Raw genomic sequence first — 16,189 nt, forward strand, 5'->3', positions numbered from 1 at the left:
GCGCTCATCCCTGCGCGCGGACGACCTCGCCGGGGTCCTTGTCGTCGCGCAGGCCCCGCCAGGAGGGATGGCGCAGCCGTCCCTCGCCGGTCCACTCGGCGAACTGCACCTCGCCGACCAGCACCGGCTCCACCCACCGGCACCCCCTGGCCTCCTCGCGGGTGATGCCGGAGAACGGGGGCGTGTCCCGCCGCAGCGGCGCCAGGCGCTCGGCGAGCCGCCGCAGCGCCTCGTCGGTGAAGCCGGTGCCGACACTCCCGGCGTACCGGAGCAGGCCGCCGTCGTTCACGCCCAGCAGCAGCGAGCCGATCGTGTCGGCGCGGCGGCCCTCCCCGGGCCGCCAGCCGCCGACCACGACCTCCTGGGTACGGACGTTCTTGACCTTCACCCAGTCGGGGGAGCGGCGGCCGGGCAGGTAGGCGGAGACGAGCCGTTTGGCGACGACGCCCTCCAGCCCCAGGCGGCGGGAGTCGGCCAGCGCCTGCTCCCCGCCGCCGGAGTAGTAGGGCGGGACGGCCCAGTGGCTCCCGGCGCGCACGAGATCCTCAAGGACGCGCCGCCGTTCCGTGTAGGGCGCGCCGATCATGGTGCCGGCGCCGGCGTGCAGCACGTCGAACAGCAGGTACGTCACGGGAGTGGTGACCACCAGATGCCTGATCCTGAGCGGGTCGCGCTGATGCATCCGCGGCTGGAGCGCCTCGAACGACGGTCTGCCCCGTTCGTCGAAGGCGACGATCTCCCCGTCGAGCACGGTCGACTGCCCGCCGGTCGCGCCGGCCAGCCCGGCGATCTCGGGATAGGCGGGGGTGATGTCCCTGCCGTTGCGGGAGACCAGCCGGAGCGTCCCGTCCTCGACGTAGCCGAGGGCGCGGACCCCGTCCCACTTCATCTCGTGCGCGTAGTCGCCCTGCGGCTCGGGCAGCGGCCCGAGCCGAGCCATCATCGGCGCGTACGCCGGAAGGGCGGCCATGCCCCGCTGGTACCCCGGCCGGTTCCTGGATACCCACTGACCTGCGTAGACGTAGAGATTGAACGTCTAGGGAAGAATCTCCAAACGGACGTCAAGGCCCTCGTACAGGTAGGGGGACGGGGTGATGATCCGCCAGTCGCGGCGGGTGGCGTGGACGACGGCGTGGGCGGCCACGAGCACGTCGGCCAGGCCCGCGTCGGACGCCGCGGGCCGGTGCCGGCGCAGGCTCGCCCTGATCGCCTGCGCGTACGGCCCGCCCTCGACGGCGTCGTCGGGCGACAGCGCGCCGGTGACGACCATCGACATGCGCAGGAAGCGTTCGAGGCGGGGCTGTATAGGGCCCAGCGAGAGGACCTGGACGGCGAGCGCGGGAACGAGGAGGGTGACGCCGTGCGCGGAGGACTGCCGCACGACCGCCCTGCCGTACATGCTCTTGCCCTCGATCAGGTGGACGACGGCGTCGAGGTCCAGCACGTGGCCGGACAGGACGCCGAGCGGTGGGACGGGGTCGGTCACGCGGCGTCCGCCTTGGCGTCCCCGCCCATGAGGCGGGCCGCGCGGACGCTGTCGTCGTCGGAGATGCCGTCCTGCCAGCCCGGCCCCCATAAGTCGGCCATGATGGCCAGGTCGCCCTGGACGCGCCGCCGCTCGCGCAGCGCCGCGGCGATGTAGGCCGAGGCGTTGCCGGACGCCTGCGCCTCGTCGGCCAGTTCGTCCGGCAAAGAGATCGTAATCTTCTTGGTCATACTCGGAAGGCTACTCAGTCATACCGTCGATGGTCCACCGGTTCACGGAAAGCGCCGCCCGGTGACAAGGTCGGGGAAGAACGCGTCCGCGAAGGCCTTCGCGATCGTGAACTCGCCGGCGACGCCGGGATGCAGGCCGTCGTAGGTGTCGGCGTACGGGTCGTAGACGGCGGCCAGGCCCACGGGGACCACGGGGGAGCGCGGCGTGGACAGCGCGGCCAGGAGGCCGGGCAGGCGGGCGTTGTACGCCTCGGTGATCCCCGGCAGATGCGGCAGGGAGGGCAGCGGCGTGCGATGGACCACGTCGGCCACGAGGAACCGCAGGTCCGGCCGCGCGGCGCGGGCCAGGCCCACGAACTCCGCGACGTGGGCGAGCAGGCGGTCGGGGCCGCTCACGCCCCAGGCCAGGTCGTTGAAGCCGAGCGCCACCAGGAGGTGGCCGGGCCGGTGCGCGGCGACGGCGTCCGCGATGTTCCGCCTGGCCTCCTCCATGAGGCGGCCCCAGCGGGCGTAGTGCCGGTCGCCGGGGAAGCCGATCCCCGGGCGGCAGCCGCCCACCGGGGAGCTGTGCGCGTGAGGCGGAGAGCGGTGCGGGTGAGGCGGGGCGCGGTGCGCACGGGGCGGGGCGCGGGTGCCCGTCCACGGCCCGGTGAAGCACACCGGCGCGCCCCGCGCGGCGAAGTGGCGGGCGAGCCGGTATCGCCATGTGTAGTCGCCGTCCGAGCCGTGGCTGAGCGAGTCGCCCACCACCATGATGGTGGCCGGGCACGTCGTCGGCCGCGTTATCGGCTGTGGGATGGCACTCCTCCGGAGTCCGGCGCCCTGGTGTGGGCGCTGGTCTGGGCGCTGGTGTGGCTGCGGCTGCGGGCGCGGAGCAGGTGCCGCACCGGCCCGCCGTACGCGACGAGCAGGATGCCGGCCGCGGCGAGCAGCAGCAGCGCGGTGAACACCCATTCCATGGAACCACCGGGGCCGTAGACCCGGCTCGGCCGCCCCACGTCCACGGCCCGGGTCTCCTGCCCCTCTCGCAGCATGTCGCGGTCGGCGCCGTACAGCTCGACGCCGTCGCGCCGTACGGCGCCGTCGTCGGAGCGGAAGTCGCCGTTCCAGGTGCAGGACTCGTGGCCGGGGTGCCGGACGCAGTCGACCGAGCGGGCGGTGAAGGTGCCGGGGACGCCGTCCGCGCGGGCGGCCCGTACGGCCGGTCCGATGCCGGGCACGGTCAGGAAGAGCAGGAAGAGCGCGAAAAGCGTGAGCGCGGCGGTGAAGGCGGGGGAGCCGCGGCGCGGCCCGGGGTCCGTCGTCACGCCGTGGCCTCTCGTGGGTGCGCCGCGAGGCGCGGGGCGCAGGAGCAGCGCATCGCGGCCCGCTCGGCGGTGGTGGGACGGAGGTGCAGGATCATCGCGACCACCATCGGGATCGTGACAAGCGTGTTGTAGAACAGGTGCAGCTCCATGCGCGGCACCAGAAGCTGGATGATGCTGGTCGGCACCGGCTTGCCCAGCAGGTGGTTCCCGGTCATCGCCTGCACGAGGAGCAGCAGGTGCTCGAAGTGGTGCCAGACCTGGATGCCGAGCGCGACGTTCCACCAGGTGCGGGCACGGCCCGTGAAACCACGCCGCAGCATGATCAGGCCGGCCAGCATCAGCAGCGCGTAGCCGTAGTGCATCCATTCGGACGTCACCAGCCACGGGAACGGCAGGCCGAGCACGCCGCGCGCTTCGGGCAGGCGCCAGCCGAGCACGTAGACCTGTACCGCCTGGGCGATGTGCTCGGCCCAGTGGGCCACGACGACGAAGGCGAAGACCCCGAGGGCGGCGCGGTGGTGGCGGGTGTTGAGCGCCGGCAGCATGCCGGGAGAGCCTAAGGCGGAAGCCGCTACGTTCGTCATGCGAGAACCTCGATCCGGGAGACCCTGTGACCTGAGGGCCCGGCACGGATCGCGAGCCCTTGCCGTCCCATGGTGCGATCCGTCGGCCGCGGGCCGCTTCTCCCGGCGTGCCACGTTTTCTTCCGTCATGCCATGCCGTGTCCGCGGGTACAGCCCCCAGAGGGGGGAGGACGGATGCGGCTCGCGGGGGCACGGGTGCTCGTCACGGGCGCGTCGTCGGGGATCGGCACGGCGATCGCGCTCGAACTGTGGGCCCGCCGCGCCCGCCTGGTGCTCTCCGGGCGCGACCGGGAGGCGCTCGCCGCCGTCGCCGCCCGGACCGGCGGCGAGGTCGTCCCCGCCGACCTCGCCCATGACGGGGCCCATGACGGGGCCCATGACGGGGCCGAGCACCTGGCCGCCCGCGCCGGGCCGGTGGACGTGCTGGTCGCGAACGCGGGTGAGGGCTGGAGCGGGCCGCTGACGCGGATGCCGGGCGGCACGGCGGAACGCCTGATCGCGGTCAACCTGACGGCCAACGTGCGGCTCACCCGGCTGCTGCTGCCCGCGATGATCGAGCGCGGGCGCGGGCACCTCGTCTTCGTCGCCTCGATCGCGGGGGTGGTGGGGGTCCCGGAGGAGGCGGTGTACGCCGCGACCAAGGCGGGCCTGCTGGCCTTCGCCGAGAGCCTGCGCTACGAGCTGCCCGGGATCGGGGTGACCACCGTGGTGCCCGGAGTGGTCGACACGCCGTTCTTCGCGCGGCGCGGCACGCCGTACGCGCGCCGCCGGCCCGCGCCCGTGCCGCCGGAGCGGGTGGCGCGGGCCGTCGCGGCCGCCGTCGAGCGCGGCCGCGCCGAGGTGTACGTGCCGGCCTGGCTGCGGCTGCCCGCCCGCCTGCACGGCGCCGCGCCCGGCCCGTTCCGCGCCCTCGCCCGCCGCTTCGGCTAGGGGCTCCGCAGGGCACGCAGGGACTCGCGCAGCGAGCCGATGGTGGCGAAGACCGCCGTCGGCTCGTAGCCGCAGTGCGCCATGCAGTTGGCGCAGCGCGGGTCGCGGCCCCGCCCGTAGGCGCTCCAGTCGGTCTCGTCGGCCAGCTCCCGGTAGGTCCCGGCGTACCCGTCCGCCATCAGGTAGCAGGGCCGCTGCCAGCCGAAGACCGAGTACGACGGGATGGCCCAGGCCGTGCAGGGGAAGTCGATCCTCCCCTCCAGGAAGTCCAGGTAGAGCGGCGAGTGGTTCAGTCGCCAGCGCCCGCGGTTGCCTCCGGCGAAGGCCGCGCGGAACAGCTCGCGGGTCTGCCGCACCCCGAGGAAGCAGTCCTGGTCGGGCGCCTTCTCGTACGCGTACCCCGGCGAGATCATCATCTGGTCGACCCGCAGGTCGTCGTTGAGGTAGTCGAGCACCTCGATCACCGTGCGCGGGCTGTCCCCGGCGAAGAAGGTGGTGTTGGTGGTGACGCGGAAGCCGCGCCGCCGGCACTCCCGCACCGCCGCGACCGCCTGGTCGAACACGCCCTCCTTGCACACCGACGCGTCGTGCCGCTCGCGCAGCCCGTCGATGTGCACCGCCCAGGCGAAGTACGGCGAGGGCGCGAACTGGTCGATCTTGCGCGGGATCAGCAGGGCGTTGGTGCACAGGAAGACGTACTTCCGCCGGGCCACCAGCGCCCGGACCATCTCCGCGATCTGGGGGTGCATGAGCGGCTCCCCGCCGGCGATGGACACCATCGGGGCGCCGCACTCCTCGACGGCGGCGACCGCCTGGCCGACCGGCATGCGCTGCCTGAGCACGCCGGCCGGGTGCTGGATCTTCCCGCAGCCCGCGCACGCGAGGTTGCAGGCGAACAACGGCTCAAGCTCGACCAGCAGCGGGAACCGCCTGCGCCGCCGCAACCGCTGGCGCAGGACGTACCCGCCGACGCGAAGGCTCTGACGTAAGGGCATCGGCATCAGGGCCGCACCTCCTTCGGCAGTGTGAACTCGACGTTCTCCTCGGTCACCCGCAGTTCCTCCACCTCAAGCGGCCCGAGCCCGCCGAGGGCCGCCACGACGGCGTCCACCAGCGAGTCGGGAGTGGACGCGCTCGCGGTCAGCCCGACCGTCCGGGCGCCGCGCAGCCACTCCAGCGCGATGTCGCCGGGGCCGTCGACCAGGCGGGCGAGCGGGGCTCCATCACGACCGGAGCGGGCGGCGACCTCCGTCAGCCGCCGTGCGTTGGACGAGTTCGCCGACCCGACGACCAGGACCAGCCCGGCCTCGGCGGCCACCGCCCGCACCGCGCGCTGCCGGTTGGTCGTCGCGTAGCAGATGTCGTCGCTTCGCGGCCCCTCCGCCCCGGGGAAGCGCCGCAGGACCGCCGCCGCGACCTCCTCGGCCTCGTCGGCGGCCAGCGTGGTCTGCGTCAGGCAGGCGACCCGGTGCCCCTCGGCGAGCGACGCGGGCAGGGACTCCACCCCGGCCTCGTCCTCGGCCAGCACCCCCGTGCCGGGCATCTCGCCGAGCACGCCCTCGACCTCCTCGTGCCCGGCGTGGCCGATCAGCACGACGAGGTCGCCGCGGGCGGCGAACCGGCGGGCCTCCGCGTGGACCTTCGCGACCAGCGGGCACGTCGCGTCGACCACCCGCAGGCCGCGCCGCCCGGCCTCCTCCCGCACGGCGGGCGACACCCCGTGCGCGGAGAACACGGTCACCGCGCCCCCGGGCACGTCGGGCACCTCGGCCAGCTCGTCCACGAACACCGCCCCGCGCCGCTCCAGGCCCCGTACGACGTGGGCGTTGTGCACGATCTGCTTGCGCACGTACACCGGCGGGCCGTACCGGACGAGCGCCCGCTCCACGATCTCGACGGCCCGCTCGACCCCCGCGCAGAACGAGCGGGGGGAGGCGAGCAGCACCCGCCGGGGGCCCGCGGCCGCCGCCCACCGCGCCAGCACCGGGCCGATCCGGGTGAGCGTGCGGCACGCCGCCACCGCGCCGCCCATCGTCGCGAGGCTCAGCAGGGGGGCGGCGGGGGTGTCCACGATCACGCGTACGGCGGCGAAGGGCCGCCCCCGGGCGGCGGCGGCCAGCGGCGCGCTCTCCATGTCGACCGCGGCCGCCCCCTCGGCGGCCAGCGCGCGGCGGTCGCGGCCGGACACGATGCGAGGGTAGGTCACGAGCGGGCCGGTGACGGCGCGCAGCCCGGCGCGGGTCAGCTCGCCGGCGAGCAGCGGGGCGGAGGGGCACGGCCACACGCGGTCCCCTGAGCGGATCTCGGTGGCGACGAGCACGTCCCCGGGACGCAGCCCGTCGTCCAGGGCGCCCGCGAAGCCGGTGACGGCGAGGGCGCCGGCGGGCGGGAGCAGGGCCGCCGCGCGCGCCGCCCGGTCCGGCCCCATGCCGACCCGGACGACCCGGACGCGGGGACGCTCCCGCATCGGCCGCAGCCCCCGGGTCACGGCCCGGGCCTCCATGCCCAGCGCGGTGCACACGATCAGATCCGTCATGGCGTCCCCTCTCGCGTCCCCTCCCGCGTGCCCTCCCCGGCCCGCAGGTAGCGGCCGAGCGCGCTGACCGGGAACACGAGCCGGTAGAGGTGGTAGTTGATGAAGAAGTCGCCGGGGAAGCCGGTCCCGGTGTAGTGCGGCTCGTCCCAGGTGCCGTCCGGGCGCTGCGTGCCGGCCAGCCACGCCACGCCGCGCTCGACCGCCGGGCCCCGCTCTCCGGCGGCCAGCAGGCCGATGAGCGCCCAGGCCGTCTGCGAGGCGGTCGGCTCGCCCCGCCCGATCCAGGCGGGGTCGCGGTAGGAGCGCATGTCCTCGCCCCAGCCGCCGCCGGGGTGCTGGTGGGCCTCCAGCCAGGCGACCGCGCGCCGTACGCAGGGGGCGGCGGGCGGCACCCCGGCGGCGGCGAGGGCGGGCAGCACCGCCCCGGTGCCGTACACGTGGTTCGCCCCCCACCTGCCGAACCACGAGCCGCCGGGCTCCTGCGCCCGCAGCAGCCACGTCACGGCCCGCCGTACGGCGGGGGAGCGGGCCTCGCCCTCGGCGGCGAGCGCCTCGACCACGTGCGCCGTCACGTCGGCCGACGGCGGGTCGATGACCGCGCCGAAGTCGCAGAACGGCAGCCGCAGGCACAGCGCGCGCGTGTTGTCGGCGTCGAACGCGGCGAAGCCGCCGTCGCGGGAGGCCATCCCGGCCATCCAGCGCAGCCCCCGCCGTACGGCGTCCCGGGCGGCCGGACGGCCCCACCGGCCCAGCGCGAGGATCACCTCCGCCGTGTCGTCGACGTCGGGATAGCCGTCGTTGTCGAACTCGAACGCCCAGCCGCCGGGCGCGAGCCCCGGGCGCCGCACGGCCCAGTCGCCGGGCCCCCGGATCTCCTCGCGGAGCAGCCACTCACCCGCCCGGTCCAGCGCCGGGTGCTCGCGCGGCAGACCGGCGTCCAGGAGCGCGATCACGGCGAGGGCGGTGTCCCAGACCGGCGACTGGCACGCCTCCAGCCTGCGCGTGCCGTCCTCCCTGATCGTGAACCGGTCCAGCCCGGCCAGCCCCCGGCGCATGACGGGATGGGCGGCGTCGTACCCGGAGAGGTGCAGCGCGATCAGCGAGTAGACCCAGGGCGGCTGGATGCCGCCCCACGACCCGTCGGCCTCCTGCCGGGCGACGACCCACTCGGCCGCCCGCCGGAGCGCGGCGCGGCGGAGCCCGGCGAGCGCCCGCCGTTCGTAGCGGTGCAGCGCGTGGTCGAGCGCCGCGAACGCCGTGTCCACGACCGTGTCCACGACCGTGTCCGGGCCCGTACGCGCGGCTCGTCGCGGGCGCCGCCCGGTGCGCAGTTCCGCGAGGCCGAACGGCAGCGGCCGGACCGGCCGGTGCGCGGTGACGATCGTCAGCGGCACGATCGTCTGCCGCGCCCAGCAGGCCCAGTCGTACACGTTCAGCGGGCACCACGGGGGCAGGAACACGATCTCCGGGGGGATCACCGGCAGGTCCTCCCACCGCCACAGACCGAACAGCGCGAGCCAGATGCGGGTGAAGACCCGGGCCGACTCGACGCCGCCCAGATCGCGGACGAGGTCCGCGGCGGCGCGCAGGTGCGGCGCGGACGGCGGGTCGCCCGCGAGCCGCAGCGCGACGTACGCCTCGACGGTGGTGGACAGGTCGGCCGGGCCGTCGTGGAAGTTGGCCCAGCCGCCGCCCGCCTGCTGCTGCGACCTGATCCACCGGGCGGCCTCGGCCGTCTCCGCGCCGGTCCGGACGCCGAGGAACTCGCGGAGCAGGAGGTCCTCGGCGTCCATGGTCACGTTGGTCTGGAGCTCGCCCTTCCACCAGCCCTCCGGCGACTGCAGGGCGAGCAGGTGGTCGCGGGCCGCCTCCAGCGCGATCGCGGCGCGCGACGCGGCGGTGACCAGCGCGGTCATCGGGCCCGCTCCATTCGCCTGTCGTGCCGGAGGTGCCGCACCACCAGGCGGGCCGCCTCCAGGCCGCTGCGCACGGCGCCCTCCATCGTGTCGGGCCAGCCGGTGCCGGTCCAGGCGCCGGCCAGGAACAGCCCCGGCCACCGGGTGGCCGCGCCGGGGCGCAGCCCGCCGCTCCCCGGGCCCTGGCGGAAGGTCGCCCGCCGTTCCCTGGTGATGAAGAAGTCGAGCAGCCGCACCGTCCGCGTGGCCGGGAGCAGCCGTTCCAGCTCCGGCACGAACACCGCGCGCATCGCGGCCGTGGGCACGTCGATCCAGTGCCGGGCCGCCGACACCGACACTGTCAGGTACTGCCCCCGGGTCAGCCCGCCCGCCGCCGTCCGGTCGAAGATCCACTGCACCGGAGAGCCGACGGCCGCGGCGAACGGCAGGCTGGTGACCGGCCGGTCGTAGACGACGTGCACGTTGACGATCGGGCTCGCCCCGAGCCCCGCCCACGCGTCGCGGTCCGGTGCCGCCTCGGCCGGCACGAGCCGCGCGGCCTGCCCGTGGGGTACGGCGACGACGACGGCGGAGGTCTCCACCCGCGCGCCGCCGACGAAGACCGACGGCCCCGGCAGGCCGGGTGGGGCCGGCAGGATCGCCTCGGCCTTCGCCGGCATCCGCACCGTGCCGCCGGCCCGTGCGATGGCGGTCAGCGCCGCGCCGCCGTGCAGTTCCCCGAGCGGCACGGACGGCACGCCGATGTCCGCGGCGTCGGCGCGGCCGAGCAGGGCCGTACGGAACACCATGGCCGCGGGCCCGAGCGCCGCCTCGTCGGCGGCGATGTTGAGCGCGGCCACCGCGAACAGGTCCCACAGGGCGCGCCGCACGGTCTCCCGCTGGCCCCGGGCGGCCAGCCAGCCGCCGAGCGCGGCCCGGTCCAGCGCGGGCGCGGCCGGGTCGAGCCCGCGCAGCGCCAGCGCGCCGCGCACCGCCCGCAGGCGGTCGGCGGGGGACAGCAGCCGGTAGCGCGCGAGCGCGGGGAGCAGGTGGAACGGCCCGGGCAGCGAGGACCGGCGCAGCCGCCCCCGCTCGCCGTGCGGGGTCAGCACCCGCACGTCGAAGCGCTCCTGCAGGCGCACCCGCCCGGTCCCGCCGAGCCGGTCGAGCAGGCCGAGGTACGCCGTGCAGCAGCGCAGGAAGACGTGCTGGCCGTTGTCGGCGGTCAGGCCGCCGCGGGCGAAGGAGTGGGTGGCCCCGCCGAGCCGGGGCCGCGCCTCGTACAGGGTCACCGGCCACCCGGCCTCCGCGACGGCCAGGGTCGCGGCGATCCCGGCGAGGCCGCCGCCGATCACCGCCACGGGCGGGACCGCGCCGCCGGGGCCGCCGGGGCCGCCCAGGCCGTCCGGGCCGTCCGGGTTGTGCGGGAGGCCGGTCATCGGGGCTCTCCCTGTGAAGGTCCCTGTGACTCTCCCTGCGCCGCGCCCGTGAGGGCGCGTGCCGCGACCATCGCCTTGACCCACGGCGCGAGGGACAGCCGCCCGGCCAGGACCCGGGCCGGGTCGGCGGCGATCCGGCCCAGAAGGCGCCGGTAGATGCCGGCCATCGCCGCGGTGCAGGCGGCGCTGCGCCGGTCGAGCAGCGGGATCAGCCGCATGCCCTCGGCGTACCAGCCGAGCGCCCGCGCGGCCTCGAACCGGATCAGCCCGGCCAGCCGCTCGGGCGGGTCCGTGAAGCTTCCCCTCGCGTCCAGCCCGAGCGTGCAGCCGAACCTGCGCAGGTCGTCGGCGGGCAGGTAGATCCGGTCGGCGCAGCGGTCCTCCCGCAGATCCCTGAGGATGTTCGTGAGCTGCAGCGCCACGCCGAGGGCGTCCGCCCGGCCCGCCGCGCGCCGCAGCACCCGCGCGCCGTCACTCGCGAGCGCGCCGTCGGCCAGGCCGAACACTCCGAGGGACAGCCGCCCGATCGACCCGGCCACCTGCCGGCAGTAGCCGACCAGGTCGTCGTGGCATCGGTATCGCGCCCCGGCGACGTCGGCGGCGCACCCGTCGATGAGCTCCTCGAACGCATCAAGGGGAAGGGGGAAGCGCGCCGCGGCGTCGCCCAGCGCCACCATCACGGGATCGGCCGTCACGTCGGCGGGCACCGGCCCGATGGCCGTGAGGCCGGGCCCCGGGGATTCAGGCAGGGCCGTGAGGGCGCGCAGCCGCCTGCGCTCCTGCTCCAGCCGCTCCAGTCGTTCGGCCACGGGACCGGCCTCGTCGCCGACGTCGTCGATCCGCCGGGCGAGGGCGTAGACGGTGCTGAGCGCGCGCCGCTTCGGCGGGGGCAGCAGGCGGATGCCGTACGCGAAGTTCCGCGCCCGGGTGCGGACGACGTGCTCGCAGTGCCCGTAGGCCCGCGACACCGGCATCGGCCCCGGAGCCGGCCCCGGCATCGACACCGGCATCGGCCCCGGCACCCGCCCGGCCGGAAGGTCCGACGCCGCGCCGGCCAGGGGCTCGGGGACGGGATCAGGGATCGCGCCGGGAACCGTCACCGTCCACCTCCTTCAGCACCCGCACCCACTCGCGCAGCACCGCGTGGCGGCGGGCACGCGGGGCGCCGCCCAGCACGTCGTGCCGGCGGCGTTCGAGCGCCACGAGTTGCGCCCGGCCACCCGCGACGTAACCGGCCACCGCCGTGCGCGCGAACCCGCGCAGGGTCTCCAGCAGCGGCATCCCCTCGTCGAGCAGGGTGGCCGCGCGGCGGGCCTGCAGGGCGATCACCCGGCGCAGCCGCGGGGAGGCGTGCGGTGCGGCCAGGTCGGCCTCCCCGACGCCGAACCTGCGCAGGTCCTCCGCCGGGAGGTAGACGCGGCCGCGGGCGTGGTCCTCGGCCACGTCCTGGCAGTGCTCGATCACCTGGAGCGCCGAGCAGACGAGGTCGGACAGCCGCGCCCGCTCGGGCGTCGCCAGCCCGAACACGTGCAGCACGATCCGGCCGACCGGGTTGGCCGACAGCTCGCAGTAGCCCAGCAGCTGGGCGAACGTGTCGTAGCGCCGCACCACCTGGTCGCGCCGGTTGGCCTCGACCAGGTGCAGGAACGGAGCGCTCGGCACGGCCCGGCGGGCGACCAGCGGCGTCAGCGCGCGTACGGCCGGCAGGCGCGGGACGCCGCCCGCGTACAGGCGGCCGAGATCGGCCTCCACTGCGTCGAGCAGGGCGGGCCGCTCCGCGGGGTCCGCCTCGTCGCCGGCGTCGTCCACGTATCGGGCGAACCCGTACACCGCCATGAGGTCGCGGCGGTACCCGCGCGGGAGCAGCCGGGAGGCCACCGGGAAGTTCTCCCGGCGCGCGGCGTCGCGTACGTCCGCTGCGGACATGTTAGGAGAATCTCCATCGAAAATCCCCCCAAAACCCGACAGATCGGGCGGCGGCTTTGCGCGGGTGACCTGATGGGCAACCCGGCGTACACGGAGGAGGGCGGAGAGAAAGGCGGGCCAAAGAAACGCCGGGAGGAGGCGTCGCGGCCGGACGGACCCGTTGCCCGCCGTTGGCGCTTCCGGCCGCCGGTAAAGCTCTGCCGAAGCATCACAGGAGGTGGGCGCCGAGCGGCCCGATCCGCAGTCCGGCGGCGCGGCAGCGGCCGGCCACCTCGGGCAGCGCGCCGAGCGCCGAGCGCCACGACCCGGGGGCGGAGGCGTGGTCGCTGTCGTGCAGCAGCAGCGTGGCGCCACCGCGCAGGCCGGGCGCCAGGGTCCGCAGCACCGACTCCGGCGTGGCCCGCCGCGTCCAGTCCTCGCCCCACGCCGTCCACAGCACCGGGCGCAGGCCGTGCCGCCGCGCCGCCAGCAGCGCCTCGGCACTGAGCACGCCGTACGGCGGGCGGTACCAGGCGGGCCGCGCGCCGGTGACCTCGGCGACGAGGCGCGCGGCGCGGCCCATCTCCGCCGCGATCCGGCCTGGCCGCGTGGTCAGGGCGTTCACGTGGTGCCAGCCGTGCACGGCCACCTCGTGCCCGGCCCGCGCGACGCTCCGCCCGAGACCGGGATGACGGTCGAGCATCTCGCCGAGCATGAAGAACGTCGCCCGGCAGCCCAGCCGGGCGAGTTCGTCGAGGAACAGCGGGGTCGATCGGGGATCGGGCCCGTCGTCGAAGGTCAGCGCGACGTGCCCGGGACGCCCCTCGCCCGCGAGGGCGGGCAGCAGGCGGCGGACGGCGGGCAGCCAGGTCGCGCCCGGCGCGACGTGCGCCGCGACGGGCAGCAGCGCCGCCCCGGCGACGGCCACGCGACGTCTCATCGGGTCCATTATCACCCTGTCTGTATCTGTATATGCCTCGGTGTCTGGAGCCGCCGGGCCGGGAACGAGAGCAGGAGACGGCATCCGGCGCCTCGCCGCGTCGTCCACTCCCTGGGAGGGGCCCATGACACCGCCGGCGGCGAAGGTGCTGATCGTCAGCGCGTCGATGGGGGCCGGTCACGACGGCGTGGCCGCCGAACTGGCCCGCCGCCTCGCCGCCATGGGCGTCCGGGTGGCGGTCGTGGACGTGCTCGCCCTGCTGCCGCTGCGGCTGGGCTCGGCCCTGCGCTGGTGGTACCGCACCGTGATGCTCCGGGCTCCGTGGCTGTACGCCCTCGTCTACCGGATCTTCTTCGCGTCGCGGCGGGCCCCCTCCGGGCGGGCTCGCCGGATCTCGCCGCTGACGGTCGTGGCGGCGGCCGGGCTGAACAGGGTGGTGCGCCGCCTGCGGCCCTCGCTGCTGGTGCCGGTCTTCCACGTCGCCGCCCAGGCCGCCGGGCACCTGCGGTCCCGGGGGCGGCTGGCGGTCCCCAGCGTGGTCGTGCTGACCGACTTCGCTGCGCACCGCCTCTGGCTGCACGGGGGCAACGACCGGTACCTGTGCCCCGACGCGGCCACCGCCCTCGCCGTGACGGCCGCCACCGGCCGCCCGGCCTTCCGGTACGCCCCGATCGTGCGGCCCGGGTTCGCCGCCCAGGGGGCGCCGGAAGGGGCGCCGGGGGGAAGTGTCCACGGCCAGCTGGGACTGCCCGACGGCGACCGGATCGTGCTGGTCGGCGCGGGCGCGTGGGGAGTCGGCCGGGTCGTGCGGACGGCCCGCGCCCTGTGCCGCCCCAGATATGGGGGCCGCTCCGGATATGGGGGCCGCCCCGGACCCGGAGACGGGCCGGAGAGGGGGCCGGAGAGGGGGCCGGAGAGCGAGCCGGGGACCGGGCGGTATGTGCCCGTCGTGCTGTGCGGGCGGGGCGAGCGGCTGCGCCGCCGCCTGACGCGGCTGTTCGCCGGGGCGGATGCGACAGAGCCGGCGGGCCTCGCCCTCGGCTGGCGCGACGACTTGCCCGGCCTGCTCGCCGGGGCCTACGCGCTGGTGGACAACGCCGCCGGGCTGACCTGCCGGGAGGCGTTCGCCGCCGGGGTGCCCGTCGTGACCTGCCTGCCGATCCCCGGCCACGGCCGGGACGGGGTGCTCGCGATGGCCCGGGCCGGGGTGAGCGTCCACGTCCGCCGGCCCGCCGGGCTGCTCCGGGAGCTCGACCGGCTCGCCCCCGGCTCGCCCGCCCGCGCCGCGCTGACCACCCGCGCGGCGGCGCTGTTCACCGCGGAACCGGCGGAGGCCCTGCTGCTCCGCTTCGCGCGCCCGGACGGCGCGGCCGTCACGGTGTCCCGACGCTCTCCCGCAGCGGCGCGTGCCGCGACAGCAGCACGCTGCCGTACAGGATGAGGGCCATGCCCGTCAGCTCGGGCAGCACCCACGGGCCGGTGCGGATGCCCTCGCCGAAGAGGGCCACGCCGTACACCGTGCTGGCGACGGGGTCGGTCACGGTCAGCGCCGGCTGCACGGCGACGAGGGGCCCGCTGTGCAGGGCGTTCTGCAGCAGGAACAGACTGCACAGTCCGGCGGCCACCATGGCGTACAGCGACCAGGCGCCGGACAGGGACCGCAACCCGTCGGGCAGCACCTCGACGGTGCGTTTCATCAGCACGGCGGTGTAGGCGAACCCGAGCCCGGCGGAGACCCCGAGCAGCACGGCGCGGGTGGCGCCGCCGGAGGCGATCGCGACCGCCACGCAGCCGGCCACCAGCCCGGCGGTCACGCCCGCCGAGATCGTCCAGCCCAGCACGCCCGGCAGGCGGTCGCCCGGAGTGGGGGAGGCCGCCCCGAGGAACCCGGCCAGCCCCGCCGTCAGCGCCGCGACGGCCAGCCACGTCATCGGCGAGACGCGGATCCGGAACATCCAGCCCGCCACCAGCATCGTGATCGGCAGCTCCGCGACGAGCAGGGGCTGCACGAGGGCTAGGCCGCCGGACGAGAGTGCGGCGGCCTGCAGCAGGAACCCGGCGATCAGCGCCCCGATGCCGCCCAGCCAGGCGGAACTGTGCAGCAGGTGCAGGATCAGCCCCAGCCGGAACGCCTCGCCGGGGGGCATGCCGCGGGCGGCCCGGCGCTGCAGCACCGACGCGACGGCGTTGGCCGCCGCGGCGAGCACCGCCAGGACAACAGCGATCATGGCCCCCCTCCCCGTCTCCGCGCCCTCGGCCGGACCTCACCGGTACCCTCCCCGGCCGTATCTGCCGCTATCTCCCTACGAATACCCTGAAGGCAATTTATCGCCTAAATAACAAACAATCGGCGAGATATTACGGAATATGGAGAATGTGTGGATTTATGCGGGTATGGCCGTCCGCGCAAACGCAACCAGCAGGAAAGGCGGGACCAGTCATGGTTGGACCTACCGGCATCGAGCGTCACCCCGACATCGCCGAACTGCGCCAGACCTACGACCGGGCGGGTTCGACGGCTCCCGCTCAGGTACTGGAAGGGCTGTCCTTCCTGGCGGGTCTCTACCTGGCCCTCTCGCCCTGGATCGTCGGGTTCTTTCGCTTCCCCGGGCTGACCGTCAGCAATCTGATCACCGGCCTCGTGGTCAGTGCCCTGGCACTCGGGCTCGCGTCCGCCTTCGGACGCACCTACGGCATGGGGTGGCTGATCCCGCTACTCGGCGTGTGGGCGCTGGTCTCGCCCTGGGTGGTGCGCGGGGGAGGCGAGGCCACCACCGGCACCATCTGGAACAACGTCGTGACCGGCATCGTGATCTTCGCGCTCGGCGCCGCCGCGCTGGGCATGGCGCAGGTGTACCGACGGCACGAGCGGGGCGAGCGGAGCGGGCACCGGCTCGGCAACTGGTGACCGGCCGTCCGGCGGCCCGCCGCTCCGCG

17 protein-coding genes are annotated in these 16,189 nt (G+C 75.6%); 3 read left to right on the forward strand and 14 right to left on the reverse strand.

Annotated elements, in window-relative coordinates; genetic code table 11:
• Positions 1 to 4 precede the first annotated feature (4 nt).
• The 6 genes from ligD to OG344_RS24645 all read right to left on the reverse strand — a co-directional run bounded on the left by ligD (position 5) and on the right by OG344_RS24645 (position 3,568).
• Positions 5 to 970, reverse strand: a complete 966-nt coding sequence (gene ligD, locus OG344_RS24620) for a non-homologous end-joining DNA ligase (protein ID WP_405085111.1) — start codon at positions 968 to 970, stop codon at positions 5 to 7.
• A 66-nt stretch (positions 971 to 1,036) separates the two neighbouring features.
• On the reverse strand, positions 1,037 to 1,486 hold the full coding sequence (locus OG344_RS24625) for a hypothetical protein (protein WP_405085112.1): 450 nt from the start codon (positions 1,484 to 1,486) through the stop codon (positions 1,037 to 1,039).
• Positions 1,483 to 1,716 (reverse strand): type II toxin-antitoxin system ParD family antitoxin, encoded by a 234-nt coding sequence (locus tag OG344_RS24630; protein ID WP_405085113.1) that lies wholly within the window; start codon positions 1,714 to 1,716, stop codon positions 1,483 to 1,485. The genes OG344_RS24625 and OG344_RS24630 overlap by 4 nt, the downstream gene beginning before the upstream one ends.
• A gap of 42 nt (positions 1,717 to 1,758) precedes the next feature.
• The gene (locus OG344_RS24635; protein WP_405085114.1) at positions 1,759 to 2,463 is read right to left on the reverse strand and encodes a GDSL-type esterase/lipase family protein; all 705 of its coding nucleotides are present in this window, start codon (positions 2,461 to 2,463) and stop codon (positions 1,759 to 1,761) included.
• 35 nt (positions 2,464 to 2,498) lie between these two features.
• Positions 2,499 to 3,023, reverse strand: a complete 525-nt coding sequence (locus tag OG344_RS24640; RefSeq protein WP_405085115.1) for a hypothetical protein — start codon at positions 3,021 to 3,023, stop codon at positions 2,499 to 2,501.
• Positions 3,020 to 3,568 (reverse strand): hypothetical protein, encoded by a 549-nt coding sequence (locus OG344_RS24645; protein WP_405085116.1) that lies wholly within the window; start codon positions 3,566 to 3,568, stop codon positions 3,020 to 3,022. Before OG344_RS24645 ends, OG344_RS24640 begins: the two co-directional genes overlap by 4 nt.
• Positions 3,569 to 3,781: 213 nt before the next feature.
• On the opposite strand from OG344_RS24645, the gene OG344_RS24650 reads away from it, so the two are divergent.
• Positions 3,782 to 4,537 (forward strand): SDR family NAD(P)-dependent oxidoreductase, encoded by a 756-nt coding sequence (locus OG344_RS24650; protein ID WP_405085117.1) that lies wholly within the window; start codon positions 3,782 to 3,784, stop codon positions 4,535 to 4,537.
• Here OG344_RS24650 and hpnH read toward each other — a convergent pair.
• The 7 genes from hpnH to OG344_RS24685 form a co-directional block, all read right to left on the reverse strand.
• Entirely contained in the window at positions 4,534 to 5,538 is a 1,005-nt protein-coding gene (gene hpnH, locus OG344_RS24655) for an adenosyl-hopene transferase HpnH (RefSeq protein ID WP_405085118.1), read from the reverse strand. The genes OG344_RS24650 and hpnH overlap by 4 nt on opposite strands.
• Positions 5,538 to 7,073: a 4-hydroxy-3-methylbut-2-enyl diphosphate reductase gene (gene ispH, locus OG344_RS24660; RefSeq protein WP_405085119.1), complete on the reverse strand. Its 1,536-nt coding sequence runs from the start codon at positions 7,071 to 7,073 to the stop codon at positions 5,538 to 5,540. The genes hpnH and ispH overlap by 1 nt, the downstream gene beginning before the upstream one ends.
• Positions 7,070 to 8,989 (reverse strand): squalene--hopene cyclase, encoded by a 1,920-nt coding sequence (gene shc / locus OG344_RS24665; RefSeq protein WP_405085120.1) that lies wholly within the window; start codon positions 8,987 to 8,989, stop codon positions 7,070 to 7,072. Before shc ends, ispH begins: the two co-directional genes overlap by 4 nt.
• Positions 8,986 to 10,407, reverse strand: coding sequence for a hydroxysqualene dehydroxylase HpnE (hpnE, locus tag OG344_RS24670; RefSeq protein ID WP_405085121.1), 1,422 nt, complete (start codon positions 10,405 to 10,407; stop codon positions 8,986 to 8,988). The genes shc and hpnE overlap by 4 nt, the downstream gene beginning before the upstream one ends.
• Complete coding sequence (locus OG344_RS24675) at positions 10,404 to 11,507, reverse strand: phytoene/squalene synthase family protein (RefSeq protein WP_405085122.1); 1,104 nt, start codon at positions 11,505 to 11,507, stop codon at positions 10,404 to 10,406. The genes hpnE and OG344_RS24675 overlap by 4 nt, the downstream gene beginning before the upstream one ends.
• Positions 11,482 to 12,333 carry a squalene synthase HpnC gene (gene hpnC / locus OG344_RS24680; protein WP_405085123.1) on the reverse strand — a complete coding sequence of 284 codons (852 nt, stop codon included), beginning with the start codon at positions 12,331 to 12,333 and terminating at the stop codon, positions 11,482 to 11,484. The genes OG344_RS24675 and hpnC overlap by 26 nt, the downstream gene beginning before the upstream one ends.
• A 208-nt stretch (positions 12,334 to 12,541) precedes the next feature.
• On the reverse strand, positions 12,542 to 13,252 hold the full coding sequence (locus OG344_RS24685) for a polysaccharide deacetylase family protein (protein ID WP_405085124.1): 711 nt from the start codon (positions 13,250 to 13,252) through the stop codon (positions 12,542 to 12,544).
• Positions 13,253 to 13,376: 124 nt separating this feature from the next.
• Between OG344_RS24685 and OG344_RS24690 the strand changes: the two genes are divergently transcribed.
• The gene (locus OG344_RS24690; RefSeq protein ID WP_405085125.1) at positions 13,377 to 14,693 is read left to right on the forward strand and encodes an MGDG synthase family glycosyltransferase; all 1,317 of its coding nucleotides are present in this window, start codon (positions 13,377 to 13,379) and stop codon (positions 14,691 to 14,693) included.
• On the opposite strand, the gene OG344_RS24695 is transcribed toward OG344_RS24690, so the two are convergent.
• Positions 14,626 to 15,480 carry a DMT family transporter gene (locus OG344_RS24695; RefSeq protein ID WP_405085126.1) on the reverse strand — a complete coding sequence of 285 codons (855 nt, stop codon included), beginning with the start codon at positions 15,478 to 15,480 and terminating at the stop codon, positions 14,626 to 14,628. The two genes, OG344_RS24690 and OG344_RS24695, sit on opposite strands and share 68 nt — an antisense overlap.
• 212 nt (positions 15,481 to 15,692) lie before the next feature.
• Here OG344_RS24695 and OG344_RS24700 point away from each other — a divergent pair, with 212 nt between their 5' ends.
• Complete coding sequence (locus OG344_RS24700; protein WP_405085127.1) at positions 15,693 to 16,160, forward strand: SPW repeat protein; 468 nt, start codon at positions 15,693 to 15,695, stop codon at positions 16,158 to 16,160.
• The last annotated feature ends 29 nt before the right edge of the window (positions 16,161 to 16,189 follow it).

Source organism: Microbispora sp. NBC_01389 (assembly GCF_045040095.1).
Classification (GTDB): domain Bacteria; phylum Actinomycetota; class Actinomycetes; order Streptosporangiales; family Streptosporangiaceae; genus Microbispora.